The 24,721-nt window shown below is 62.1% G+C and carries 16 protein-coding genes; 15 read left to right on the top strand and 1 reads right to left on the bottom strand.

All coding sequences use genetic code 11. From position 1 onward, the window contains the following. The first annotated feature begins 18 nt into the window (after positions 1 to 18). The 11 genes from pheA to V5B59_RS02070 all read left to right on the top strand — a co-directional run bounded on the left by pheA (position 19) and on the right by V5B59_RS02070 (position 12,294). Positions 19 to 1,098, top strand: coding sequence for a prephenate dehydratase (pheA, locus tag V5B59_RS02020; protein ID WP_034915479.1), 1,080 nt, complete (start codon positions 19 to 21; stop codon positions 1,096 to 1,098). A gap of 23 nt (positions 1,099 to 1,121) precedes the next feature. Beyond that, positions 1,122 to 2,210, top strand: a complete 1,089-nt coding sequence (gene hisC, locus V5B59_RS02025) for a histidinol-phosphate transaminase (RefSeq protein WP_169070566.1) — start codon at positions 1,122 to 1,124, stop codon at positions 2,208 to 2,210. A gap of 25 nt (positions 2,211 to 2,235) precedes the next feature. After that, positions 2,236 to 3,123 carry a prephenate dehydrogenase gene (locus V5B59_RS02030; protein ID WP_169070567.1) on the top strand — a complete coding sequence of 296 codons (888 nt, stop codon included), beginning with the start codon at positions 2,236 to 2,238 and terminating at the stop codon, positions 3,121 to 3,123. 2 nt (positions 3,124 to 3,125) lie between these two features. Next, positions 3,126 to 5,072 (top strand): bifunctional 3-phosphoshikimate 1-carboxyvinyltransferase/cytidylate kinase, encoded by a 1,947-nt coding sequence (locus V5B59_RS02035; protein ID WP_169070575.1) that lies wholly within the window; start codon positions 3,126 to 3,128, stop codon positions 5,070 to 5,072. A gap of 190 nt (positions 5,073 to 5,262) precedes the next feature. Beyond that, a complete protein-coding gene (gene rpsA, locus V5B59_RS02040) occupies positions 5,263 to 6,960 on the top strand; it encodes a 30S ribosomal protein S1 (RefSeq protein WP_169070568.1) in 1,698 nt (565 codons plus the stop codon). A gap of 10 nt (positions 6,961 to 6,970) precedes the next feature. Continuing rightward, positions 6,971 to 7,282, top strand: coding sequence for an integration host factor subunit beta (locus V5B59_RS02045; protein WP_034915199.1), 312 nt, complete (start codon positions 6,971 to 6,973; stop codon positions 7,280 to 7,282). A gap of 131 nt (positions 7,283 to 7,413) precedes the next feature. Next, the gene (gene lapB / locus V5B59_RS02050) at positions 7,414 to 8,583 is read left to right on the top strand and encodes a lipopolysaccharide assembly protein LapB (protein WP_211203401.1); all 1,170 of its coding nucleotides are present in this window, start codon (positions 7,414 to 7,416) and stop codon (positions 8,581 to 8,583) included. Between the two features lie 82 nt (positions 8,584 to 8,665). Further along, a complete protein-coding gene (gene rfaE1 / locus V5B59_RS02055) occupies positions 8,666 to 9,598 on the top strand; it encodes a D-glycero-beta-D-manno-heptose-7-phosphate kinase (RefSeq protein ID WP_169070569.1) in 933 nt (310 codons plus the stop codon). Between the two features lie 9 nt (positions 9,599 to 9,607). Further along, a complete protein-coding gene (gene rfaD, locus V5B59_RS02060) occupies positions 9,608 to 10,612 on the top strand; it encodes an ADP-glyceromanno-heptose 6-epimerase (RefSeq protein WP_034915197.1) in 1,005 nt (334 codons plus the stop codon). Further along, on the top strand, positions 10,605 to 11,504 hold the full coding sequence (gene cysM, locus V5B59_RS02065; RefSeq protein WP_034915194.1) for a cysteine synthase CysM: 900 nt from the start codon (positions 10,605 to 10,607) through the stop codon (positions 11,502 to 11,504). The genes rfaD and cysM overlap by 8 nt, the downstream gene beginning before the upstream one ends. Before the next feature lie 4 nt (positions 11,505 to 11,508). Next, the gene (locus V5B59_RS02070; RefSeq protein ID WP_169070570.1) at positions 11,509 to 12,294 is read left to right on the top strand and encodes a 3'-5' exonuclease; all 786 of its coding nucleotides are present in this window, start codon (positions 11,509 to 11,511) and stop codon (positions 12,292 to 12,294) included. A 99-nt stretch (positions 12,295 to 12,393) separates the two neighbouring features. On the opposite strand, the gene V5B59_RS02075 is transcribed toward V5B59_RS02070, so the two are convergent. Then, on the bottom strand, positions 12,394 to 13,380 hold the full coding sequence (locus V5B59_RS02075) for a DUF3616 domain-containing protein (RefSeq protein WP_169070571.1): 987 nt from the start codon (positions 13,378 to 13,380) through the stop codon (positions 12,394 to 12,396). Between the two features lie 316 nt (positions 13,381 to 13,696). On the opposite strand from V5B59_RS02075, the gene V5B59_RS02080 reads away from it, so the two are divergent. The 4 genes from V5B59_RS02080 to V5B59_RS02095 all read left to right on the top strand — a co-directional run bounded on the left by V5B59_RS02080 (position 13,697) and on the right by V5B59_RS02095 (position 24,719). Further along, positions 13,697 to 14,557, top strand: a complete 861-nt coding sequence (locus tag V5B59_RS02080; RefSeq protein ID WP_034914858.1) for an amino acid ABC transporter substrate-binding protein — start codon at positions 13,697 to 13,699, stop codon at positions 14,555 to 14,557. Between the two features lie 76 nt (positions 14,558 to 14,633). Further along, on the top strand, positions 14,634 to 19,193 hold the full coding sequence (locus V5B59_RS02085; protein WP_332351522.1) for a beta strand repeat-containing protein: 4,560 nt from the start codon (positions 14,634 to 14,636) through the stop codon (positions 19,191 to 19,193). Between the two features lie 70 nt (positions 19,194 to 19,263). After that, on the top strand, positions 19,264 to 21,573 hold the full coding sequence (locus tag V5B59_RS02090) for a CHAT domain-containing protein (protein WP_169072127.1): 2,310 nt from the start codon (positions 19,264 to 19,266) through the stop codon (positions 21,571 to 21,573). Between the two features lie 8 nt (positions 21,574 to 21,581). Beyond that, the gene (locus V5B59_RS02095) at positions 21,582 to 24,719 is read left to right on the top strand and encodes a beta strand repeat-containing protein (protein ID WP_169072128.1); all 3,138 of its coding nucleotides are present in this window, start codon (positions 21,582 to 21,584) and stop codon (positions 24,717 to 24,719) included. The last annotated feature ends 2 nt before the right edge of the window (positions 24,720 to 24,721 follow it).

The following is a 24,721-nucleotide window of genomic DNA, read 5'->3' on the forward strand; positions in this document are numbered from 1 at the left end:
CGCCTGGTGAACGACGACCTGCAGAGCGAACTGGCCATCGTCCGCCAGCAGATCGATGGCCTCGACCGGCAACTGCTGGGCTTGTTGAACCAGCGTGCCCGCTACGCGCAGCAGGTGGGAGAGATCAAGGCGCGCCATGGTGAGGCCGGCTTCATTTACCGGCCGGAGCGTGAGGCGCAGGTGCTGCAGCGGATTCAGGAGATCAATTCGGGGCCGCTGTCGAACGAGAGCGTGACCTGGTTTTTCCGGGAAGTGATGTCGGCCTGCCTGTCGCTCGAACAGCCGCTGGGCATTGCCTTTCTGGGACCGCTCGGCACCTTCTCGGAGAGCGCCGCGACCAAGCATTTTGGCCACGCCGCGCGCCTGATGCCGCAGATTTCGATCGACGATGTCTTTCGCGAAGTCGAAGCCTTTCATGCCGACTACGCCGTGGTGCCGATCGAAAACTCGACCGAGGGCGCCATCGGACGCACCCTCGACCTGCTGCTGACGACGCCGCTGAAGGTCTGCGGCGAGGTGGTGCTGCGCATCCACCAGCATCTGCTGTCCAATGAGCGCTCACTTGGCGAAGTGGCCAAGGTCTATTCGCACGCCCAGTCACTGGCGCAATGTCACGAGTGGCTGAATCGCGCGCTGCCGAACGTGCAGCGTATTCCGGTAGGCAGCAACGCGCAGGCCGCGCAACTCGCCGCCGCGGAAGCGGGGACTGCCGCGATAGCCGGCCAGGCGGCTGCCGAGCGTTATCACCTGCCTGAACTCGCGAGCAACATCGAGGACGAACCAAACAACACTACCCGCTTCGTCGTCCTCGGTCGCCACGATGCCGGGCCTTCGGGGCGCGACAAGACTTCGCTGATCATGTCGGCGCAAAACCAGACCGGTGCACTCAGCCAGCTGCTGGCGCCGTTTTCCGATGCCGGTGTTTCGCTGACCCGGCTGGAATCCCGTCCGGCACGTCACACGCTGTGGGCATATGTCTTCTTCGTCGATGTCGAGGGCCATCGCGATGATACAGCGGTGCGCAGCGCACTCGCCGAGCTGGCTCGGCGTGCGCCTTATCTGAAGCTGCTGGGCTCCTACCCGGTCGCTGTCTTCTAGGCTTTTCGACGCGAGGACTGCAGATGGCAGGCTACGAGCAATCATTACCGTACATTCGGGCCATTTCGCCCTACCAGCCAGGCAAGCCGATCACCCAACTGGCGCGCGAGATGGGTCTTGCCGTCGAGCAGATCGTCAAGCTGGCCTCCAACGAGAATCCGCTCGGCATGAGTCCCAAGGCGCGCGTGGCGGTGACCGAGGCGATCGCCGGTCTGGCGCGTTATCCGGATGACTTCGCGTTGAAGCAGGCGCTGGCCGAACGCACCGGCCTGGGGAAGGAGTGCATCGTTCTCGGCAATGGCTCGAATGACGTGCTCGATATCGTTGCGCGGGTTTTTCTTGCGCCGGGGCGCTCGGCAGTCTTCGCGCAGTATGCTTTTGCCGTGTATCCTCTGGCGACGCTGGCGGCCGGTGGCGAGGGCATTGCCATCGCGGCCAGGGATTACGGTCATGATCTCGATGCCATGCGCGCGGCGATCCGGCCCGATACGCGGCTGCTCTGGATCGCCAACCCCAACAATCCAACCGGCACCTTTCTGCCGTATCCGCAGCTTCTGGCGTTTCTGCAGTCACTGCCGGCAGAGGTCGTGGTGGTGCTCGACGAAGCCTACAACGAATACCTGCCCGCCGCCGAGCGGGTCGATACGACCGCCTGGCTGGCGGCCATGCCGAACCTGGTGATCACCCGCACCTTTTCGAAGATCTATGGTCTGGCGGGTCTGCGTATCGGTTATGCGCTCTGCTCGGCCGAGATTGCCGACCTCATGAATCGCGTTCGCCAACCCTTCAACTGCAACAATCTCGCATTGGTCGCAGCGATCGCAGCGCTCGACGACCATGAGTTCGTCGCCAGCAGCTATGCGCTGAACCGTTCGGGAATGGCGCAGATCGTTGGTGGACTGAAGCGCCTGGGCTGTACCCACATTCCCTCGCACGGCAACTTCGTGACTTTCCGGGTGGCGGATGCGCTCCTGGTCAACCAGAAGCTGCTCAGACAGGGGGTCATCGTTCGCCCGATCGCCGGCTACGGGATGCCGGAATGGCTGCGTGTCACGATCGGTACCGAAAACGAAAATACCCGTTTCCTCGCCGCCCTGGAGGTGTCGCTGTGAGCAGTGCCTGCACTGGGATCTGGCGGTGAGCAGCGCGCCGCTGTTCGCCAAGGTCGTCGTCTTCGGCGTCGGCCTGATCGGGGGATCCTTCGCGCTGGCACTCAAGGCTGCCGGACAGGCCGGAGAGATCGTCGGTTTCGGGCGGCGAATCGGCTCGCTGACGCAGGCACTGGAGCTGGGTATCGTGGATCGTGCCGGTTTCAATGTCGGGCAGGAGGTTTCCAATGCCGACCTCGTGCTGATCGCCACGCCGGTCGGCAAGACCGCGGAGATCATGGCTCGCATTGCCCCCTGCCTGGGACGCCAGACGCTGGTCACCGACGCGGGCAGTACCAAGGGAAACGTCATTGCCGCAGCGCGTGTCCATTTTGCTGCCCGGCTCGGGCAATTCGTCCCCGCGCACCCCATCGCCGGCGCAGAAAACAGCGGTGCCCTGGCCGCACGCGCCGACCTCTATTGCCACAAGCAGATAGTCCTGACGCCGCTGCCGGAAAACCGCCCCGAGGACATCGCCCGCGTAGGTTCGGCCTGGGCGTGTTGTGGCGGCCTGGTCAGGGAACTGACGGCGACCGAGCATGATCGGATTTTTGCTGCCGTCAGCCATCTGCCGCACCTCCTGTCCTTTGCCCTGGTGCATGAGCTGACCCGGCGCGACAACCGGGAACTGCTGTTCGGCTTTGCCGCCAGCGGTTTTCGCGACTTCACGCGCATTGCCGCCAGCCACCCGGAAATGTGGCGCGACATCTGTCTGGCCAATCGCAGTGCCTTGCTCGATGAACTCGACCGCTACCAGGCACAGCTCGGCGAGTTGCGTGACGCGCTGCAGCGTGGCGACGGCGCCAGCCTCGAAGCGACCTTCGACATCGCCAGGAACGCTCGTCGCGAGTGGGCAGAAAGCAAGGCGAGCGAGTGAGCATCGACTATCTCGATCTGCCGCAGTTACTCGCGGCGCGCGGTACGGTACGCCTGCCGGGTTCGAAGAGCCTCTCCAACCGCTTGCTGTTGCTGGCGGCGCTGGCGGCAGGCAAGACCGAGCTTTGCGAGCTGCTGCTCTCCGACGATACCACACGCATGCTCGAAGCACTGCAAACCCTCGGCGTTGACGTCGCTCCGGGGGCGGGCAAGGCGCTCTGTATTACGGGTGTGGCGGGGGATTTCCCGGTGCGTGCGGCCGATCTGTTTCTCGGCAACGCCGGCACGGCCTTCCGACCGCTGACCGCAGCCCTGGCACTCGCCGGTGGCAATTACCGCCTGGCCGGCGTGCCACGGATGCACGAACGACCGATTGGCGATCTGGTCGATGCCCTGCGTCAGCTCGGCGCCGAGATCCGCTACCTCGCTGTGGAAGGTTTTCCTCCCCTGGCGATTCACCCGCCAAGGCCCTGCTCGCAGCATGTGGTGCGGGTGCGTGGTGACGTGTCGAGCCAGTTTCTCACCGGTCTGCTGATGGCTTTGCCGTTGCGCGGGATCGAAACGACGGTGGAAGTGGTCGGCGAGCTGATTTCCAGACCCTACATCGACATCACGCTGGCGAGCATGGCGCGCTTTGGCGTCGAGGTCCTGCGCGACGGCTGGCGGCGTTTTACCGTGCCTGCGGGCAGCGCCTATCGTTCGCCGGGAGTCGTTCAGGTCGAAGGGGATGCCTCGTCGGCGTCTTACTTTCTGGCGCTCGGCGCGATCGGCGGGGGGCCGCTGCGTGTCGAAGGGATTGGCCCGGACTCGGTCCAGGGAGATGTCCGCTTTGCCGATGCCCTGTCGGCGATGGGCGCACAGATCACCACCGGCGCCCGCTGGATCGAGGCATCAGCGCCGCCGGCAGGCAGGCTGCAAGGCATCGATCTCGATTGCAATCACATTCCCGACGCGGCAATGACGCTGGCCACCACCGCCCTGTTTGCCGAAGGGCCGACCACCTTGCGCCACATCGCCAGTTGGCGAGTCAAGGAAACCGACCGCATCGCCGCGATGGCGGCCGAACTGCGCAAGCTCGGTGCGGTCGTCGAAGAAGGCGCGGACTACATCCGCATCGATCCGCCAGTCGGCGGTCTGCAGGCAGCGACGATCGATACCTATGACGACCACCGCATGGCCATGTCCTGCTCGCTGGCGGCCCTGGGAACACCACTGCGGATCAATGACCCGGAAACGGTGGCCAAGACCTTTCCGGACTATTTCGCACGCTTCGCCGAAGTCGGCCAGACGGTTCCGGTGATCGCCATCGATGGCACCTCGGCTTCGGGCAAAGGCACCATCGCCGCGCGCGTTGCGCAGGCGCTGGGCTGGCACTACCTCGATTCCGGCGCGCTCTATCGTTTGACCGCCCTGGCCGCACAACGTGCCGGAATGGCCTGGGAAGATGAAGACTGCGTCGCGGCGATTGCTGCCGGTCTTGACGTCGAGTTCGTCGGCAATGCAATCCTCCTGTCTGGTGAGGAAGTTTCCGATGCCATCCGCAGCGAGGAGATTTCTGCCGGCGCTTCGCGAGTGGCGGCTCTGCCTGCCGTGCGCGCCGCCCTGCTGTTCCGGCAGCGGGCTTTTCGTCGACCGCCGGGCCTCGTCGCCGACGGGCGCGACATGGCCTCGGTCGTTTTCCGCGATGCGACGACCAAGGTTTTCCTCACCGCCAGCGTCGAGATGCGCGCCATGCGTCGGCATAAGCAGTTGATCGAAAAAGGAATGGCTGCTAGTATTGCAGACCTCTTGCTGGATCTGCGCGAGCGCGACGAACGGGATAGCCAACGTAGCGTTGCTCCGATGCAGCAGAGTACGGACGCGCATCTGCTCGATACCACGAACCACACCATCGAAACAGCGGTGGCACAGGTGTTGGACTGGGTCAGCAGGGGTCCGAAGAAAGGATGAAACGGCAACCGTCGTTTCCTTTGGTGTCACCAGCTCGACGCGTTGTTCCGTTGGCCCGGCAGGCAGGTACTGTCGCACCGGGTCTGTCGGTGCAGTGTCCTTGCTTCCCGTTGTGGTGCGCTTGCCAAGCCGGAACTGGTGATCGTTTTTAACTCACCCCGCATTTCTGCGGTTAGGTAACTCAACTCATATGTCAGCTAATCCCACCATGCTTGAAAGTTTTGCCGAACTCTTCGAAGAGAGCCTCGGTCGTCAGGAAATGCGTCCCGGAGAGGTCATCACCGCGGAAGTCGTGCGCATCGACCAGAACTTTGTGGTTGTCAATGCCGGTCTCAAGTCCGAGAGCTACATTGATATTGAAGAATTCCTGAGTGACAAGGGCGAACTCGAAGTCAAGGTCGGGGATTTCGTCCAGGTCGCCATCGAGCAGCTCGAAAACGGTTTCGGTGAAACCCGCCTGTCGCGCGACCGTGCCAAACGCGTCGCGGCGTGGAATGCACTCGAACAGGCCCTCAACGACGGCAGCCTGGTAACCGGCACCATCACCGGCAAGGTCAAGGGCGGACTGACGGTAATGACCAACAGCGTTCGCGCCTTCCTGCCGGGTTCGCTGGTGGACATGCGTCCGGTCAAGGACACCACCCCCTACGAAGGCAAAACCTACGAATTCAAGGTCATCAAACTCGACCGCAAGCGCAACAATGTCGTCGTTTCCCGCCGTGCCGTCCTCGAGGCCAGTGTTGGCGAAGAGCGCGATGCACTGCTGGCGGCCCTCAAGGAAGGCAGCATCGTCAAGGGTGTGGTCAAGAACATCACCGATTACGGCGCTTTCGTTGACCTGGGTGGCATCGATGGCCTGCTGCATATCACCGATCTGGCATGGCGCCGGGTTCGCCACCCATCCGAAGTGCTTGCGGTGGGTGACGAAGTGCAGGCCAAGATTCTCAAGTTCGACCAGGAAAAGAACCGGGTTTCACTCGGTCTCAAGCAGTTGGGCGAAGATCCCTGGGTCGGCATCTCGCGCCGCTACCCCCAGACCACCCGGCTTTTCGGCAAGGTCACCAACCTCACCGACTACGGCGCCTTTGTCGAGATCGAGCAGGGAATCGAGGGCCTGGTGCATGTCTCCGAGATGGACTGGACCAACAAGAACGTGCACCCGTCGAAGGTCGTTCAGCTCGGCGATGAAGTCGAAGTGATGATCCTCGAAATCGATGAGGATCGGCGTCGGATTTCCCTGGGGATGAAGCAGTGTGCTGCCAATCCGTGGGATGACTTCTCGATGAACTACAAGAAGGGCGACCGGGTCCGTGGCGCCATCAAGTCGATCACCGACTTTGGCGTCTTCATCGGTCTGCCCGGTGGTATTGACGGTCTGGTGCATCTGTCCGACCTCTCTTGGTCGCTGGCGGGTGAAGAAGCGATCCGCAACTTCAAGAAGGGCGACGAGGTAGACGCCGTGGTGCTGGCCATCGATACCGACAAGGAACGGATTTCGCTGGGTATCAAACAGCTCGATGGCGATCCCTACACCAGCTATATCGCGACTCACGACAAGAACAGCATCGCGCGTGGCGTCGTCAAGTCGGTCGATGCCCGCGGTGCGGTGGTGATTCTCGATGGCGACATCGAAGCCTATCTGCGCGCTTCGGAAGTGTCGCGGGACCGCATCGACGACCTGACCAAGGTGTACAAGGAAGGCGACAAGGTGGAAGCGATGATCATCAACGTGGATCGCAAGACACGTTCGATCAGCCTGTCGATCAAGGCCAGGGAGCAGGCCGAGCAGCAGGAGGCGATGCAGAAGTTTTCGGCTGACAGCAGCGCCAGTTCCGGCACCACGAATCTCGGGGCCTTGCTCAAAGCCAAGCTCAACAACCCGAACTAGGGTTTAGCGAATGACCAAGTCGGATTTGATCGCCCAACTGGCCGAGCGCTTCCCGCAGTTGGTCGCCAAGGATGCGGATCTGTCGGTAAAGATGATTCTCGCTGCGATGGAGGAGGCCCTGGCCCAGGGTGACCGCATCGAGATTCGCGGCTTCGGGAGTTTTTCCCTGAACTACCGGCCGCCGCGAGTGGGGCGAAATCCCAAGTCCGGCGACAAGGTCGAGGTTCCGGAAAAATGGGTTCCGCACTTCAAGGCCGGGAAGGAATTGCGGGAACGCGTCGACGGCGCTCTGGTTGATATAGACGCGGTGGACTCGATCTGAGTGCTCAGGCCGTGGCGGATGACGGGCGGTGACGAGAGTTGCCGCCCGTTTTTTTGTGGGAGGTGGATCAATGCATGCGCTGTCATGGGCTTTGCCGTGTGCGCGTTCGTCATCAAGAACCAGTCGACACCATGATTGAGTTCGAATACTGGCAGCTACTGCTTTTTCCCCTGTTCTTCGGGCTCGGCTGGGCCGCGGCACGCATCGATATCCGGCATCTCGTGCAGGAGTCGCGAACGCTGCCGCGTTCGTATTTCCAGGGACTCAACTTCCTGCTCAACGAACAGCCGGACCGTGCCATCGAGGCCTTTGTCGAGGCTGTCAAGATCGATCCCCAGACCATCGAGCTGCACTTTGCGCTGGGCAGCCTGTTCCGTCGTCGCGGCGAGACCGAACGCGCCATCCGCATGCACCAGAACCTCATCGAACGCGAGGATCTCAAGCAGGATTTGAAACTGCAGGCGCTGGCGGAACTCGGACAGGACTTTCTCAAGGCCGGATTGCTCGATCGCGCCGAAGAAATCTTTGACAAGCTGCGCGATTCGCCACTGGCCGAAGACGCGAAGCGCAACCTGCTCGAGATCTATCAGCTTGAAAAGGACTGGGGGAAAGCGATTGCGATCGCCTCGGAACTGCCCGATTACGCGTCACACAAGGAAATCGCCGAGTATCACTGCGAACTGGCTGCTGCCGAGCTGATTCGCTCGCGCTGTGATCTGGCGGTCGGCCACCTGCAGACGGCGCTGGAGCGCAACCGTAAATGCGTTCGCGCCAGCCTGCTCCAGGGCGACATCCTGCTCCAGCAGGATCAGCCGCTCGCAGCGATCGAATCCTGGCAACGCATCGAACAGCAGGATCCCACGTACCTGGCGCTGGTCGCGCAACGCCTGCTCGACGCTTTTCGCAAGCTCGATCGTCGCGACAAGGGCCTGCAACTGTTGCGCGGTTACCTTGAGCACTACCCTTCGCTGGACCTGCTCGACGTGGTTTTTCAACTGGTACTCGAGGGCGATGGGCCGGATGCGGCGTACAAGCTGGTGCGCGATGAATTGAAGCGTAATCCGACCCTGCTCGGTTTCGACAAGTTGCTGGAGGCGCGACTGCTGATTGCACCACCGGAGAGCCGCCCCGATCTCGATCTGGCCAAAGGGATCGTGCAGGGCTATACACGCCGCCTGGCCCGCTATCGATGCGATAATTGCGGCTTCAAGGCACGTCAGTTCTATTGGCGCTGTCCTGCCTGTGGCGGTTGGGAGACCTATTCGCCGAAGCGCACCGAAGAATTCGACCTCACACCTTAGGAGTTCAATTTGCCAGTCGCCATACGCGATACGGGGTGCATTCGCCTCATGAGCCGATCCCGCCGTTCCGGAAGTGGCCGCGATGCGCGTCCCTGATCTCTCGGCCGCGAGGCTGCTGATTGTCGGCGATGTGATGCTGGATCGCTACTGGTTTGGCGAGGTGACACGCATCTCGCCCGAGGCGCCGGTACCGGTGGTCAAGGTGGACCGCAGCGAAGAGCGCCCTGGTGGGGCCGCCAACGTCGCCCGCAACGTTGCTGCCCTGGGTGCGCAGGTTGCCCTGCTGTCGGTGATTGGCGACGATGAAGCCGGTCGCAGCCTGCAGAGGCTGCTGGCAGCAAGTGGCATCGATGCCAGCCTGCATCTCGACGCCGCGATCAGCACGACAGTCAAGCTGCGCGTGATTGGCCGGCAACAGCAACTGCTGCGCATCGATTTTGAGACTGCGCCCTCGCATGAGGTGTTGCGCGCCAAGCTCGTCGAATTTGCAGCGCGCCTGCCTGCATGCGACGCGGTGATCCTCTCCGATTACGGGAAGGGCGGCCTGACGCACATCGGCGAGATGATCCGATTGGCGCGCGCGGCCGGCAAGAAGGTTCTGGTCGATCCCAAGGGCGACGATTTCTCCAAGTACGCGGGTGCGACCATCGTCACGCCGAACCGCGCCGAGTTGCGCGAGGTGGTTGGTCGCTGGCACGACGACCGCGAGCTGGCGCGTAAGGCCCAGGCACTGCGAAGCGATCTGGAACTCGAAGCCTTGCTGGTGACGCGCAGCGAGGAAGGGATGTCGCTCTTCCATGCTGGCGGGGCGATCTACGAGCAGGCCGTGGCAAGAGAGGTCTTCGATGTTTCCGGTGCCGGCGACACGGTCATCGCCACCCTGGCAGTGATGCTGGCGTGCGGCGCGGCCTGGCCGGAGACCGTACGGGTGGCAAATGTTGCGGCCGGCGTCGTCGTCGGCAAGCTCGGCACCGCCGTGGTCAGTCATCACGAGCTGGCTGCGGCACTCAAGTGAGGTAAATCCATGTACACCATCGTTACCGGCGCAGCCGGCTTCATTGGTTCCAATCTCGTCAAGGGGCTCAACGAACGCGGCGTGCGCAGGATCATCGCCGTCGACAATCTGAGCCGGGCCGACAAGTTCCGCAACCTCGTCGATTGCGACATCGCCGATTACATCGACAAACAGGAATTCCTCGACCGCCTGCTGGCTGGGGACTTCGACGGCGACGTCGATGCCATTCTCCACCAGGGAGCATGTTCCGATACCCTGGAGAGCGACGGCCGCTACATGATGGAGAACAACTACCGTTACTCGCTGAGCCTCCTCGACTGGTGCCTGGACCAGGAAGTGCAACTGCTCTATGCATCGAGCGCGGCGACCTACGGTGGCGGAGGCGTTTTCCGGGAGGAAAGATCGCACGAAGCACCGCTGAATGTTTACGGTTATTCGAAGTTCCTGTTCGATCAGGTGGTCCGGCAGCGCCTTGCCGTCGCCGGTTCATTCAACTCGCAGGTCGTCGGTTTCCGCTATTTCAATGTCTATGGTCCGCGCGAATCGCACAAGGGACGCATGGCTTCGGTTGCCTTCCATCATTTTCAGCAGTTCCGCAGCCAGGGCAAGGTCAAGCTCTTCGAAGGTTGCGATGGCTATGCCGATGGCGAGCAGCGACGCGATTTCGTGCAGGTCGGCGATGTCACGCGCGTCAACCTGTTTTTTCTCGACCATCCGGAGAAGTCGGGAATCTTCAACGTCGGTACCGGCCGCGCACAGCCCTTCAACGATCTGGCGAGGGCCAGCGTCAATGCCTGTCGTGCCTTGTCCGGAGAGGCGGCACTGTCGCTCGCTGAACTGGTGCAACAGGGGCTGATCGAATACATTCCATTTCCGGTGGATCTCCAGGGCAAGTACCAGAGTTTCACCGAAGCCGACCTCAGCAGGCTACGCAAGGCGGGCTATGATGCCCCGTTTGCCAGCGTCGAGGAAGGCGTTGCAGAATACGTTAACTGGCTGAGCGAGCATGCATAAGACCCTTGAAGACTACGTCGGAGAAACACCACTGGTGCGTCTGCAACGTATACCGGGTGTCGCCAACGACACTCGCGGCAATACTCTTCTGGCCAAACTGGAAGGCAATAACCCGGCCGGTTCGGTCAAGGATCGACCGGCGCTGTCGATGATCGCGCGCGCCGAGCAGCGTGCCGACATTCAGCCCGGCGATACCCTGATCGAGGCCACTTCGGGCAATACCGGCATCGCCCTGGCCATGGCGGCGGCGGTGCGCGGCTATCGGATGATTCTGGTGATGCCGGAAAATCAGAGCATCGAACGCCGGCAGACGATGCGTGCCTTTGGTGCCGAACTGGTGCTGGTGCCCAGGGATGGCGGCATGGAACTGGCGCGCGACGTGGCCGAGAGCCTGCGCAACGAAGGACGTGGCATCATCCTCGATCAGTTCGCCAACCCGGACAACCCGTTGGCACATTACGAAGGTACCGGCCCCGAGCTGTGGCGCCAGACGGCCGGGCGAATCACCCATTTCGTGAGCAGCATGGGCACTACCGGGACGATCATGGGGGTGTCACGCTACCTCAAGGAACAGAACCCCGGCATCTGCATCGTCGGCTGCCAGCCCGAGGAGGGTTCGCAGATTCCCGGCATCCGCAAGTGGCCGGAAGCCTATCTGCCGAAGATCTTCGACCGCTCGCGTGTCGATCGCGTCGAATCGGTCGGGCAGAACGAGGCAGAAGAAATGACCCGCCGCCTGGCACGCGAAGAAGGCATTTTCGCCGGCATCTCGTCGGGTGGCGCCCTGGTCGTCGCCCTGCGGGTTGCCAGCGAAGTCGAGAACTCGACGATCGTCAGCATCGTCTGTGATCGCGGGGATCGTTATCTGTCGACCGGGGTCTTTCCCGCTTGAACGCATGAAGCCGGTTCTCGCTTTTGACATCGAGACCATCCCGGACGTCGAGGGCTTGCGCCGCCTGCATGGCCTGGACACGGCGCTTTCCGACGACGAGGTGGCGGAACTTGCCTTTCAGCAGCGCCGCGCTGCCAGCGGCAACGACTTCCTGCCGCTGCACCTGCAACGCGTCGCAGTGATCTCCTGCGCGCTCAGGGTCGGCAAGGATTTTCGCGTGTGGTCGCTGGCTGAACCCGAGCAGGGTGAAGCCGAAATCATTCAACGCTTCTTCGACGGCATCGAAAAATTCACGCCGCAGATCGTGTCCTGGAATGGCGGTGGTTTTGACCTGCCGGTGTTGCACTATCGCGGCCTGATGCACGGGGTGGTCGCGCCGCGCTATTGGGACCTCGGTGACGGCGACTACGCCGACAGCCGCGAATTCAAATGGAACAACTACATCAGCCGCTATCACACACGCCACCTGGACCTGATGGACCTGCTGGCGATGTATCAGCCACGTGCCAGCGTGCCGCTCGACGAACTGGCCAAGCTGATCGGTTTTCCCGGCAAGCTCGGCATGGATGGCAGCAAGGTGTGGGGCGCATGGCAGGCGGGCCGGAGCGCTGAAATCCGCGATTACTGTGAGACCGACGCACTCAACACCTACCTGGTTTGCGTGCGCTTTCGCCTGCTGCGCGGCGAGATTTCGTGTGCCGAATACGAGCAGGAGATTGCCTTGGTGCGAGCCGCACTGGGACAGATTGGCAAACCGCACTGGCAGGAATTCCTGGCTGCCTGGCAGTAGCGCAGCTGGTGTGATGCGATGCGCTAGTGTCGTAGCGGGGCTGCGCCTGCGAAGCCCACCTCCCACACGCCAGGATTCCCTGCGAATCCCCAAGGCTGATCAGTGGGCCGGGTCAGGCAAGGTCAAGGAAAAGCCACGAAATGATTTCTCGCCTGGCTTGGTGTCCTTGCACTGCTTGCCGTCGTCGCTGAGCACATAGATCTCGTTTTTCCCGGCTGCCGCGAAGAGCGCCTCCGGGTGCATGTCAGCGAAGTCGATCTTCTTGACCCGCTGCGGCGAATCGGCAGCCTTGCCCGACCAGATGTAGAGGGCGAAACCCTTGCCGCTTTTCTTGCCGCCAACAGGTCCGGCGACGATCGCGAAGCGGGGGGCGACGAAATCGATGCTGCGAATTCCTCGCTCGCCGAGATCGAGCGCAATCAGATCGCCGAAGACCGGCCTTGCCTTCTGGTCGATCACTGCCGCCGGATTCCTCAGCGGCAGCAGCAGCGCCTTGCCTTCCGACAGCGGATTGCGGAAGCCGATCAGGAGTTGTCCATCCGGGGTCGCGGTGAGGCCTTCGATGTTCAGGCCGCCCGGCATTTCGGGATCGATCGCCTGCTTGCTGGCCGTGCTGAGGACTGCAAACCTCGGATCGGCAGCGATGTCCTCGATGAGCCGGGTGTAGGGCGGCGTGGCCGCGCTGACCGTTGGTGAGGCAGCACTCGCAAGCACGTCGGTGGCAAAGAACTGCCGCCGCTGCGCCTTGATTTCGCCATCCTGGTTGCGGGCATGCGAGGAAATCCAGTAAATCCGGTCGCCGATGCGCGCGGCACCCTCGATGTCCGATTTCGTGGCCTTGGCCCTGGGCAAGCACTCGCCGCTGTTCCTGAGCAGCTCGACGCAAGCCACGGCTTCGGGCTTGCCGCGTTGATAGATGGTCAGGACGTGGCGATCATCGTCAGCGACGACGAAGTGCGTTTCGCCGAGCGCAACGGCAGCGGAAGCATCGCATAGGCCAAGGTAACGCGTCTCTTCTGCCTGAGCCGGGGCAGCCATCAGGAGAGAGTTCAGAAGCAGGGTGGTAATACGCATCGGGTAGTTCATCGTCGGTGATTTCCTTGAGGCACAGAGCCAAAGTATAGCCTTGTTGCGAGGCTCGGGCCGCAGGTAAGCGGGGGCAGGCCGGCGAACCTGGGAAAAACATTTTTCAAATCACCGTCGATCGATCAGAATCATGGCTTCACGGCCCCCTCATTTGGGGTGGCGATCTTCGCCATGACCGTTAATGTGAAAGTCGTGTCCGCGATTCACGAATCCTGCCCTCTCCCGCTTGCGGGAGAGGAGTCGGGGGTGAGGGAAACGGCCATGACTTCCATGATCGTAGGTGACTGGAAAAGTCATGACCGTTGGGAGGAGTTTCATGAAGCTGCATCCTTGGGTTCGGTGGGTGGCAACGGCTCTGGTCCTGGGTCTTGCCGTACCGGCGCAGGCGGCCGGGACACTCGACAAGATCCGGGCGTCAAAGACGATTGCACTCGGTTACCGCGAGAGCTCGGTACCGTTCTCTTACACTGGCGATGACAATCAGCCCTGGGGCTATTCGGTCGACCTGTGCACCAGGGTGGCGGCGGCGATCGTCAAGCAGCTTGACCTCGACGAGCTGCAGCTGCTGTGGGTGCCGGTGACGCCGGAGACGCGTATTGCCAGACTGAAGTCGGGAGCGATCGACCTCGAATGTGGTTCGACCACCACTACGCTAGCGCGCATGGAGGAAGTCGATTTCAGTCTGCTGACCTTCATCGATGGCGGATCTTACCTGTCGCGTCGGGCTGCCGGAATCAAGCGCTTCGAAGACCTGGCCGGCAAGCGGATTGCCGTCGCCGCCGGAACGACCAGCGAGCGGATGATTGCCACGGCACTGCTGGAGTACAAGGTCGCTGCCGAGCTGGTCAAGGTCAGCGATCACCAGCAGGGGATCGCGGCGATGCTGCAGGGAAAGGTCGAGGCCTATGCCTCGGATCGATCGCTGCTGATCGGACTCGCCCTCGATTCAGGCAGCCAGAATGACTGGTCGATCGGTCCCGAGACTTTTTCCTATGAGCCCTATGCCTTGATGATGCGCCGCAATGACGCGGCCTTTCGCCTGGCAGTGAACCGCGAACTCGCTCGCCTCAGTCGCAGCCGCGAGATGTACGCGATCCATGATCGCTGGTTCGGCATGCTCGGCAAACCGGGGCCGCGGCTGGAGAGTCTGTATTTCCTGAATGGTTTGCCGGAGTAGCCTGAAATAGCGTCGTGTTTCATGTTTGTCCCCGTATCGGCAAGATCGGGAACTGGTTGTGAGAATATACCTGCCCATGCCCTGCAAACCTCATTGGCAGTCCGTCGTGGCCTTGCTGGCAGCGGTCTTTTGCGCGTTGCCGGCACGGTCGGCGTCGACCATCGTCCGCGACGGGAGTATCGGGGCAGGTCCGACGCTGGCGCTGACGCCATCGGGGACGGTGACCAGAGGCGCGGTGACCTACCAGAAAATCGCCATTCCCGAAAGTTACGGACAGCGCGCAGGCGGCAATGTCTTCCATAGTTTCTCGAAGTTCGGCGTGGGGAATGGTGATGGTGCGGTGTTCACGATCAATGCCCCTGCCAGCAATGTCATTTCGCGCGTCACTGGCGGGCAGATTTCCGCGATCAATGGCTTGCTGAGCCTCGATCCAGGAGGTTCCGGCAGCGCTCCCAATGTCTTTTTCATCAACCCGGCGGGGGTGACCTTCGGTGTGGGGGCGGTCGTCGATGTGCCGGCGGCCTTGCACGTCAGCACCGCCAATTACCTGAAGTTTCCCGACGGCAATTTCCATGCCGATACCACGACCGCCAGCACCTTTTCCAGCGCCGCTCCGGAAGCTTTTGGTTTCCTCGGGACGACGCGAGCGACGATCACCGTCAATGGTGGAACTACCCTCAGACCGTCGTCGCCGTACCCGGCCAGCGTTACGGGGGGTGACCTCCGGATCGACCATGGAAACCTCGTGACTACCGGTGGCGGAGACCTCCGGGTGGTGGCGGTGGGGCAACCAGCCCAGGAAGTTTCCTTGTCCGGGAAGCTGCGGCCGGCCAATGGCAATCTCGATATCGTCAACGGCGGTACGATCCAGACCTTTGGCACTGGCGGGAGCGACGGCGGAAACATTGCCGTCAGTGCCGGAAATATCCGGGTTGATTCGGGGGACGGCGGATTTACGGGAATAAGAAGTCGAACAGAGAATGGAGCGGGAAAAGGCGGTCATCTCGACGTCGCTGCAACGAATGATATTTTGCTTACCAGCGCCGGGGTAATTGCATCGGATACCGCGACTTCCGGCAAGGCGGGCGGTGTGGAGGTGGCCGCACTTGGCAACATTGCGGTTCGCAACGGCGCGTATATCGATTCCTCCAGCTATTCTGCCGGTGATGCAGGTGCAGTGAAGGTCAGCGCCAGCAGTCTCACCATCGATGGCCCTGGTCCCTGGACCGGCATCAGCAGCGGTGCTTATGGAACGACCGGCAAGGCGGGCAGCGTGGCTGTGGCGGTCACCGGAATGCTGGAGATTCTCAACGGCGGATACCTCTATTCCTCGACCTTCTCTTCCGGCGATGCAGGTTCTCTGACGGTCGGCGCCGGCAGCCTCAGGATCGATGGCGCTGGCATCCGCAGCGGCACTTATGACAAAAGTACAGGTAACGCTGGGCACGTGGAGGTCGCCGCCAGCGGAAATATGGCCCTGGTCAACGGCGGGCTGATCGAGTCGTCCACCTGGTCATCGGGCAATGCCGGAGTGGTGGGTGTCCGTGCGGGAAGCATCACGATCGATGGGCGGGAAGGTGGCTCGACCGGGATTTTCAGTGTCGCCAGAGACGGCAGCACCGGCAAGGCTGGCCGCGTCGAAGTCGCGGCCAGTGGCAATATCGAGATTCTCAATCAAGGACTCATCACTTCCTCCACCGCATCGTCGGGTAATGCCGGTTCGGTGAAGGTCAGCACCGGCAGCCTCACGATCGAGGGGGCCGGCATTGCCAGCGGTGCTTTTGGAACGACCGGCAAGGCGGGCAGCGTCGAGATCCTTGCCCGCGATCATATTGCGATTCACAGCGGAGGAATCATCACTTCCTCTACCACATCGTCGGGAGATGCCGGTTCGGTGAAGGTCATCACCGGCAGCCTCAGCATTGATGGCCTGGGGGCCAACATCAGCAGTGCCGCTTTCGGAACGACCGGCAAGGCGGGCAGCGTGGAGGTCCTTGCCAGCGGAGATATCGGGATTCGCAACGATGGATACATCACTTCCTCTACCTCATCGTCGGGCAAGGCGGGCAGCGTGGAGGTCGCAGCCGCAGGGAAGATCGAGATTCTCAACGGCGGACAGGTCTACTCCTCTACCTACGCTTCTGGTGATGCCGGATCGGTGAAGGTCGGTGCGGGAGAGATTACCATTGACGGCCAGGGCTCGGCGAACAGTACGGGCATCAGCAGTGGTGCTTCCTCCAGCAGCACGGGCAAGGGGGGGAGCGTAAACGTGCTGGCCACTGGAAAGATCGAGCTGCTCAACGCCGGCAGCATCGATTCATCGACCTTGTCCTCGGGGGATGCTGGATTGGTGAGAATCAGCGCCAACAGTCTCACCATCGATGGCCAAGGCTCTGCGGAGACTGGCATCAGCAGCGGCGCTTATGGAACGACAGGCAGGGGGGGCAGCGTCGAGGTGGCCGCCAGCAGGAATATCTCGCTGCTCAACGCCGGTAGAATCGATTCCTCGACCTTGTCTTCGGGGGAGGCAGGTTCGGTGAAAGTCAGCACCGGCAGCCTCACCATCGCTGGCGAGGGGACGCGCATCAGCAGCGGTGCCTACGGGGTGACAGGCAAGGGGGGCAGCGTGGAAGTGCATGCCACTGAAAATCTTTTGCTGCTCAACGCCGGCAGAATCGATTCCTCGACCTTGTCTTCGGGAGATGCAGGTTCGGTGAAAGTCAGCGCCACTAGCCTCACCATTGCTGGTCAAGGGACTCGCATCAGCAGCGGCGCCTACGGAACTGCCGGCAATGGGGGCAGCGTGGAAGTCGCTGCCATTGAAAATATTTTGCTGCTCAACGCCGGCAGAATCGATTCCTCAACCTTGTCTTCGGGGGATGCAGGTTCGGTGAGAGTCAGGGCCGGCAGCCTGATCATCGATGGCCAGGGCTCGACGGCAGGCATTGGCAGTGCTGCGTATGGTTCGACAGGCAAGGGGGGGAGCGTCGATGTGGCAGTTACCGGGAATATCTCGATTCTCAACGGAGGATACATCAATACCTCGACTTTCTCTTCAGGGGATGCAGGTTCAGTGAGGGTCAGCGCCGGCAGCCTCAGCATCGATGGCCAGGGAGCAGGGGCCGGCATTGGCAGCGATCCGTATGGAGCGTCAGGCAATACGGGTAATGCCGGAAGCATTGATGTGGAGGTGGCTGGCAATATTCAGATTCTCAAGGGAGGATACATCGATGCCTCTACCTTCTCTGCTGGTGATGCAGGCTCGGTGAAGGTCAGGGCCGGCAGCCTCAGCATCGATGGTCAAGGTCTGGGGGCCGGAATCACCAGCGGTGCTTATACCGGGAGCACTGGCAGGACGGGCAACGTGGAGGTGCTGGCGACAGGAAATATGGTCATTCTCGACGGGGGTTATATCGATTCTTCCACCACATCTTCTTCTGACGCGGGAGCGGTCAAGGTGTCCGCCCGCAACCTCACGATTGATGGGCACGGGTACAAAACCGGAATTTCCAGTGATGCGGCATTCGGCAGCACCGGCAAGGCGGGCAGCGTCGATGTGCATGCGACCGGAGAGATCGCGATTCTCGGCGGAGGACGCATCGACACATCGACCCGTTCTTCCGGTCAGGCGGGTTCAGTGAAGGTCAGCGCCGCTGGACTCAGCGTTGATGGCCAGGGATTCACCCGGTCCGGAACGGGTGTCTTCAGCAACGCGGAAGTGCTTTCTGCGGGTCAGACCGGCAGCGTGCTGGTCTCTGCCAGCGACCGCATCACGCTCGCCAATGGCGGTGGGCTTTCGGTCCAGAACTTCGCGACGGTCGAGAACCCTGGCGCTCTCATCCCGACCACGCTGACCGTGAGCGCGCCGACTATCCTCCTCAAGGACGCCGAGATCACCGCCTCATCCACCGGCAATGTCGCGGCCAGCCATGTGCAGGTCGATTTCAGCCAACGCCTCTCTCTCGATACCAGCGGCATCACCACCAGCGCCAACCAGGGGAACGGCGGTTCGATCCATATCACCGGCGGCAAGGGCATGATCCTGCTGGACAACGCGCAGATCAGCACCTCCGTCCAGGGGGCTGCGGGCAACGGCGGCGACATCCATCTCCAGGCGCATACGCTGATCATGAACACCGGCTTCATCCAGGCCAATACCGCCGCCAGGAATGCTTCCGGCGGCAATGTGCAGATCGACGTGCAGGCGCTGGTGCCGAGCGGTGACACCCTGTTCATCGGCGGGCAGACACCCTACACCTTCCAGCCGGGGGTCTTCAGCTTCAATGTCATCCAGGCCGCCGCGCCGACCGGAGTGAGCGGGGTGGTCCAGATCAGCACGCCCTTGCTGGATATCTCGGGCGCGCTGACCGGATTCAACGTGCAACTGCTCGACAGCGGCGGACTGGGACACAACCCGTGTCGGATCACCGGCGGGAGTTCGCTGGTACAGAGCGGCCGCGGCGGCTTGGCGCCCTTTGCCCGCGATCTGCTCGGCCCGCTCCGGGGAGTTCATGATCAGGGGGTGCCTGGAAATGTCATGACCGTTGGTGGCCTGCTGCCATCCTTACCCGACGATCCGTCGTACTTCTCCGCATCCTGGCGGTGCGCCAATGACGGGCAGACGCCACGCTCCTGAGCACCGGGCTACCCGTCTATGGCCGGAATGGATCCTCGAATAGAATGAGACATGATACGTGGAGGGGATAATGCGGAAATGGTTCAAGCCCTTATGGCAAGGCGTCAGGTTGTGTTGGCTGCTGATGGTTGCGGCGCTTGCCCTGGCCGGCCAGGCAGTCGATAACGGCGATAGCCTCGTTGCCCAGGGCATCGCACTTCGCGAACAAGGGGATCTGCAGAAATCGATCGACCTCTTGTCTTCCGCCAGCAAGCTGGCCGTATCCCCTGGCGGCCAGGTCCGGGCGCGCGGGGAGTTGGGGATCTCCTTGCTGCAAGCCCATCGCTACGAAGAGTCCGAAGGTCTGCTGCGCGAGGCTTATGCATCATCGACGGGTGTCGAACGCGCCCATTTTGCCGTCTATCTGGGCAACCTGGCGCTCATTCGCAAGCGCAGCGAAGAAGCCAGGGGGTACTATCAGGAGGCGCTCGGCCTCGCGCCAGAAGCGATCGAGATCCAGTTCAGCGTTCGTCTCAACCTGCTCCGGATGGCTCCCGAACCAGAAAAGCTTGCGCAACTATTGCTGCTGTCACAGCAGATCGACCAGGCCGGCGGACCTCCTGGGCCGCTCGCCCGCTTCCACCTCAACCTGGGTGAACAGGCACGACTGCTGGGAATGCCGGGCTTGTCCCTGGCTTATCGGCACCTCGATCGGGCAAGGGAACTCGCCAGGGAGCAGGGCGATCGCTCTCTCGCAGTGGAAGCCCTGGATGCCCTGGCGCAGCTTTATGAAGATCATCACCGGAACCAGGATGCGCTGATCCTGACGCAACAGGCCATCGAACAGGCGCATTCCCTGGCGCCGGGAGCGGCTGCCCGCTTGCTGATCGATCTGGAATGGCGGCAGGCGCGGCTGCTCCAGGCCGGAGGCCGGGAGGCGCCGGCGCTGGCCGCGTACCAGCGCGCCGTCAGCCACCTCGAGTCGGTGCGCCAGGATATCCCCATAGAATATGAAGATGGCCGATCGTCTTTTCAGGCGACGCTCGAACCGATCTATCTGGGCTATACCGATTTGCTGCTGCGGCAGCTCGACAAGCAGCCGGCGGAGGTTCAGGCGGCGCAGTTGCCAAAGGTGCTGAATGCGCTGGAATGGATCCGGCAAGCCGAATTGCAGGATTTCCTGGGAGATCGCTGCGCGGTCGAAGCCGCGCATGGCAGCGATTCGGCACGGGTGCCACCGGGAACGGCGGTGCTCTACCCGGTCATCCTGCCTGATCGCCTGGAATTACTGCTGCAGACGTCGGGCGGCATCCAGCGGCGGAGCACGGCGATTGACGGCGCGACCCTGCGCGCCACGGCACAGACCCTGGCCGACGCCTTGCGCAACGGTCTGGAGGACTATCGGGAACCGGCACGGCAACTGAACGACTGGCTCCTCAAACCCTTTGCCGACGCCTTCGCCGCTCAACACATCGACTCGCTGGTGCTCGTCCCGGAGGGGGCCTTGCGTCTGGTGCCGATGGCCGCGCTGCATGACGGCCAGCAGTTCGTCATCGAGAAATATGCGGTTTCGATGGTCACCGGCATGACCATGACCCATACCGCCGTGCCGGCCGGGCAGATGGCGGCATCCCTGGTGGTCGGCCTCTCCGAACCCGGACCGGTGGTCGACAAGCACAGCCAGTTACTGAGTGAACAGATCCAGCAATCGGACTCGGCCGAAAAGGATCGGAGGGGGAAGGGGAGGGGGCTTGCGCGGACGATTGAACTACGTTCGATGCGCGGGCTCCGCAGTGCGGCGCCGTCGGGCCAGCCGTCGTCCCGGCAGATCGAGGATCTGCGAGCCAGTCTGACCTTGCCGGGGGTCAAGGAAGAAATCGAGGCGCTACGCGGCATCCTGCACGGGAATACCCTGCTGGATGCGCAATTCACCGTCGGCAACCTTCACCAGCAGGCCGAATCCGGCGATTACCAAATCGTCCACATCGCCTCGCACGGCGTCTTCGGCGGCAGTGCCGAAACCAGCTTCATCATGGCCTACGATGACCTGATCAGCATGAACGGGCTGCAGGGCCTGCTCCAGGCCGAGAAGCTCCAGAGCACGCCGATCGAGCTGCTGAGCCTGTCCGCCTGCGAAACCGCCGAAGGCAACGACCGCGCGCCGCTCGGCATCTCCGGCGCCGCCATCAAGGCGCGTGCCCGGAGCGTCCTCGGCACCCTGTGGCCGGTTGCAGACGAGGTAGCAAAAGCGGTCATGAAGAGTTTCTACAGCGGCATCGCCAACGCCCATCTGTCCAAGACCGAGGCCCTGCGCCGGGCACAACTCGAATGGATCCGTCACCCCGATTGGAGTCACCCCTTCTACTGGGCGCCGTTCATCATCATCGGGAACTGGCTGTGAGGAAAACCATGGCCACCCACGGTAATAAACCTCATTGGCCGCTCGTCATAGCACTGCTCGCAGCGGCCTGCTGCGCGTTGCCGGCGCAGGCGGCATCGAACATCGTCCGCGATGGCAGCATCGGGGCCGGCCCGCTGACGGCATTGACGCCTGCGGGGACGGTGACCAGGGGTTCGGTAAGCTACCAGAACATCGCCATTCCCGAGAATTACGGGCAGCGCGCGGGTGGCAATGTCTTCCATAGTTTTTCGAAATTCAGCGTGGGGAGTGGTGACGGCGCGGTGTTCACGATCAATGGCCCCGCCAGCAATGTGATTTCGCGCGTCACCGGCGGGCAGTTGTCGACGATCAGCGGCTTGCTGAAACTCGATCCGGGGAGTACCGGCAGCGCTCCCAATTTCTTTTTCATCAACCCGGCGGGAGTGACCTTCGGCGCCGGGGCGGTCATCGATGTGCCGGCGGCCTTGTACGTCAGCACCGCCAACTATCTGAAGTTTCCCGACGGCAATTTCCATGCCGATACCACGACCGCCAGCACTTTCTCCAGCGCTGCGCCGGAAGCCTTTGGTTTTCTTGGAACGACGCGGGCGAGCATTGCGGTCAATGCGGGCGCCGGAATCCTGGCCAAACCCTTGCAATCGCTGAGCCTGATCGGGGGAGATGTGCAGATCGACCAGGGGCGCATTGGCAGTCAGGGCGGCGACATTCGAATCGTTGCCTTCGGCGGCATTGCCGGAGAAGCCCGCATTGCCGGTGAATTGCCCATCGCCCGAGGCAATCTGGACATCCTCAATGGAGGGTATGTATGGGCACTGAGCGATGACGCGTACCACACCGGCAACATCTCGATCGCCACCGGTACCCTGACTGCAGATGGGGGAAGTGGCGGTGAGCAGACCGGTCTCTACTCTTATACGGAAAGTGCAAGAAATGCCGGCAGCGTCAGGATCAAGGCAAGTGGCGACATCACGCTGAAGAACGACGGGCAGGTTGACACCTCCACCTACGCCGCCGGCGCTGGTGGAGCGGCTTCCGTATCGGCGCGGAACATCACCATCGATGGTACCGGTTCCGGCCTGTTCAGCGATTCCAAACCGGAATCCAGAGGTGACGCCGGCGACATCCGGATTCTCGCCAGCGGCAAGCTCTCGATCAGCAACGCTGCAACAATCAACTCGTCGTCCTGGTCCAGCGGCCTTGCCGGAAACATCATGGTCAGTGCCGGGTCGATCGTCATCGATTCCAAGGGCTCGGGTGAAACGGGGATCCTGAGCAAGGCGGAGTTATCCGGAAACGCCGGCAACATCGACGTGCAGGCGAACGGCAGCCTTTCCGTCAAGGACCACGGGAGCAGTATCAATTCGTCCACCTGGTGGTCGGGCAATGCGGGCACGGTCAAGGTATCGGCCGGATCGATCACCCTCGATGGCCAGGGAAATGGTGTCGCTGCCATCAGTAGCGCCAGTCGTTCACTTTCAAATCCCGCAGGCCGTGCGGGCACCATCGAGGTAACGACTGCTGGCACGCTGGCGGTGCTGAATGGCGGATTGATCGACTCGTCTACCTGGTCGCTGGGCAATGCGGGCACGGTCAAGGTATCGGCCGGTACGCTCGTCATCGACGGAATGCGAGCGCGGACATCGACAGGGATCAGCAGCAACAACTATCCTTTGTCAGGGCTGACCGGAAATGCGGGCAACGCCGGCGACATCGATATCATCGTCGCCGGTTCCCTTTCGGTGCTCAACGCCGGACAGATCGATTCATCCACCTGGTCGACGGGTAATGCCGGCACGGTGAAGGTCTCTGCCGACACGATCACCGTAGATGGCGAAGGCAGCATCCGGAGTACGAGCTCGCAGCAAGTCCTGGCGCCCGTCCCCACAGGTTTGGGTGGCAACGTCCAGGTCAATGCCAGGAACACCCTGACGATCAGTAATGGTGGCGAAATTGATTCCTCGACGTACGGGTCAGGGAATGCGGGCAGCGTCCGTGTTTCCGCTGGCGACATCAGGATTTTCGGGGAAGGGACCTTGTTCGGCATCTTCAGCGCCGCCTATGGAACCCTGGAAAATCTGGCCAGATCCGGCAATGCAGGAAGCCTGGATGTGCAAGCGATGGGAAACCTGGAAATCGCTAACAGCGGGATGATCAGTTCATCCACGCTCACTTCGGGCAGCGCGGGCAAGGTCGCTGTCTCTGCCGCGAACGTAAGAATCGATGGTCAGAATTCCCCTGGCGGGAATTCCGGGATATTCAGCAGAGCGTATTACGGTTCCTCCGGACAAACCGGTCAGATTTTTCTTTCCGCCCGGGACAGTGTCTCACTCACCAGTCACGGCACGGTTTCCATTCAGAACGATGCTTCCGTGGGCAACCCTTCCGTGGTCACGCCTGGCCTCCTGACCGTGAGCGCGCCGACGATCCTCCTCAGGGACGCCGAGATCACCGCCTCATCGACCGGCAATGTCGCGGCGAGCCATGTGCAGGTCGATTTCGGCCAACGCCTCTCTCTCGATACCAGCGGCATCACCACCAGCGCCCACCAGGGCAACGGCGGTTCGATCCAGATCACCGGCGGCAAGGGCATGATCCTGCTGGACAACGCGCAGATCAGCACCTCCGTCCAGGGGGCTGCGGGCAATGGCGGCGACATCCATCTCCAGGCGCATACGCTGATCATGAACACCGGCTTCATCCAGGCCAATACCGCTGCCAGGAATGCTTCCGGCGGCAATGTGCAGGTCGACGTGCAGGCGCTGGTGCCGAGCGGTGACACCCTGTTCATCGGCGGGCAGACACCCTACACCTTCCAGCCGGGGGTGTTCAGCTTCAATGTCATCCAGGCCGCCGCGCCGACCGGAGTGAGCGGGGTGGTCCAGATCAGCACGCCCTTGCTGGATATCTCGGGCGCGCTGACCGGATTCAACGTGCAACTGCTCGACAGCGGCGGACTGGGACACAACCCGTGCCGGATCACCGGCGGGAGTTCGCTGGTACAAACCGGCCGCGGCGGCTTGGCGTCCTCTGCCCGCAACCTGCTCGGCCCGCTCCGGGGAGACACGATGGTCGTTGGCGACATGCTGCTGCCCTCGCCGGGTGATCCGCGGCTGGCCTTCGCCTCACGGGGGTGTGCCCGTTCATGACC

This window comes from Candidatus Accumulibacter contiguus (assembly GCF_036625285.1).
Lineage (GTDB): Bacteria > Pseudomonadota > Gammaproteobacteria > Burkholderiales > Rhodocyclaceae > Accumulibacter > Accumulibacter contiguus.

What these genes read in the sequence shown, in the direction of transcription:
- rfaE1 (WP_169070569.1), top strand. Translation starts at nt 8,666, where the DNA reads ATGCGCGTCCCTGATCTCTCGGCCGCGAGGCTGCTGATTGTCGGCGAT.
- lapB (WP_211203401.1), top strand. Translation starts at nt 7,414, where the DNA reads ATGATTGAGTTCGAATACTGGCAGCTACTGCTTTTTCCCCTGTTCTTC.
- V5B59_RS02085 (WP_332351522.1), top strand. Translation starts at nt 14,634, where the DNA reads ATGCCCTGCAAACCTCATTGGCAGTCCGTCGTGGCCTTGCTGGCAGCG.
- V5B59_RS02045 (WP_034915199.1), top strand. Translation starts at nt 6,971, where the DNA reads ATGACCAAGTCGGATTTGATCGCCCAACTGGCCGAGCGCTTCCCGCAG.
- rfaD (WP_034915197.1), top strand. Translation starts at nt 9,608, where the DNA reads ATGTACACCATCGTTACCGGCGCAGCCGGCTTCATTGGTTCCAATCTC.
- V5B59_RS02080 (WP_034914858.1), top strand. Translation starts at nt 13,697, where the DNA reads ATGAAGCTGCATCCTTGGGTTCGGTGGGTGGCAACGGCTCTGGTCCTG.
- V5B59_RS02090 (WP_169072127.1), top strand. Translation starts at nt 19,264, where the DNA reads ATGCGGAAATGGTTCAAGCCCTTATGGCAAGGCGTCAGGTTGTGTTGG.
- V5B59_RS02075 (WP_169070571.1), bottom strand. Translation starts at nt 13,380, where the DNA reads ATGAACTACCCGATGCGTATTACCACCCTGCTTCTGAACTCTCTCCTG.
- hisC (WP_169070566.1), top strand. Translation starts at nt 1,122, where the DNA reads ATGGCAGGCTACGAGCAATCATTACCGTACATTCGGGCCATTTCGCCC.
- V5B59_RS02070 (WP_169070570.1), top strand. Translation starts at nt 11,509, where the DNA reads ATGAAGCCGGTTCTCGCTTTTGACATCGAGACCATCCCGGACGTCGAG.
- cysM (WP_034915194.1), top strand. Translation starts at nt 10,605, where the DNA reads ATGCATAAGACCCTTGAAGACTACGTCGGAGAAACACCACTGGTGCGT.
- V5B59_RS02095 (WP_169072128.1), top strand. Translation starts at nt 21,582, where the DNA reads ATGGCCACCCACGGTAATAAACCTCATTGGCCGCTCGTCATAGCACTG.
- rpsA (WP_169070568.1), top strand. Translation starts at nt 5,263, where the DNA reads ATGTCAGCTAATCCCACCATGCTTGAAAGTTTTGCCGAACTCTTCGAA.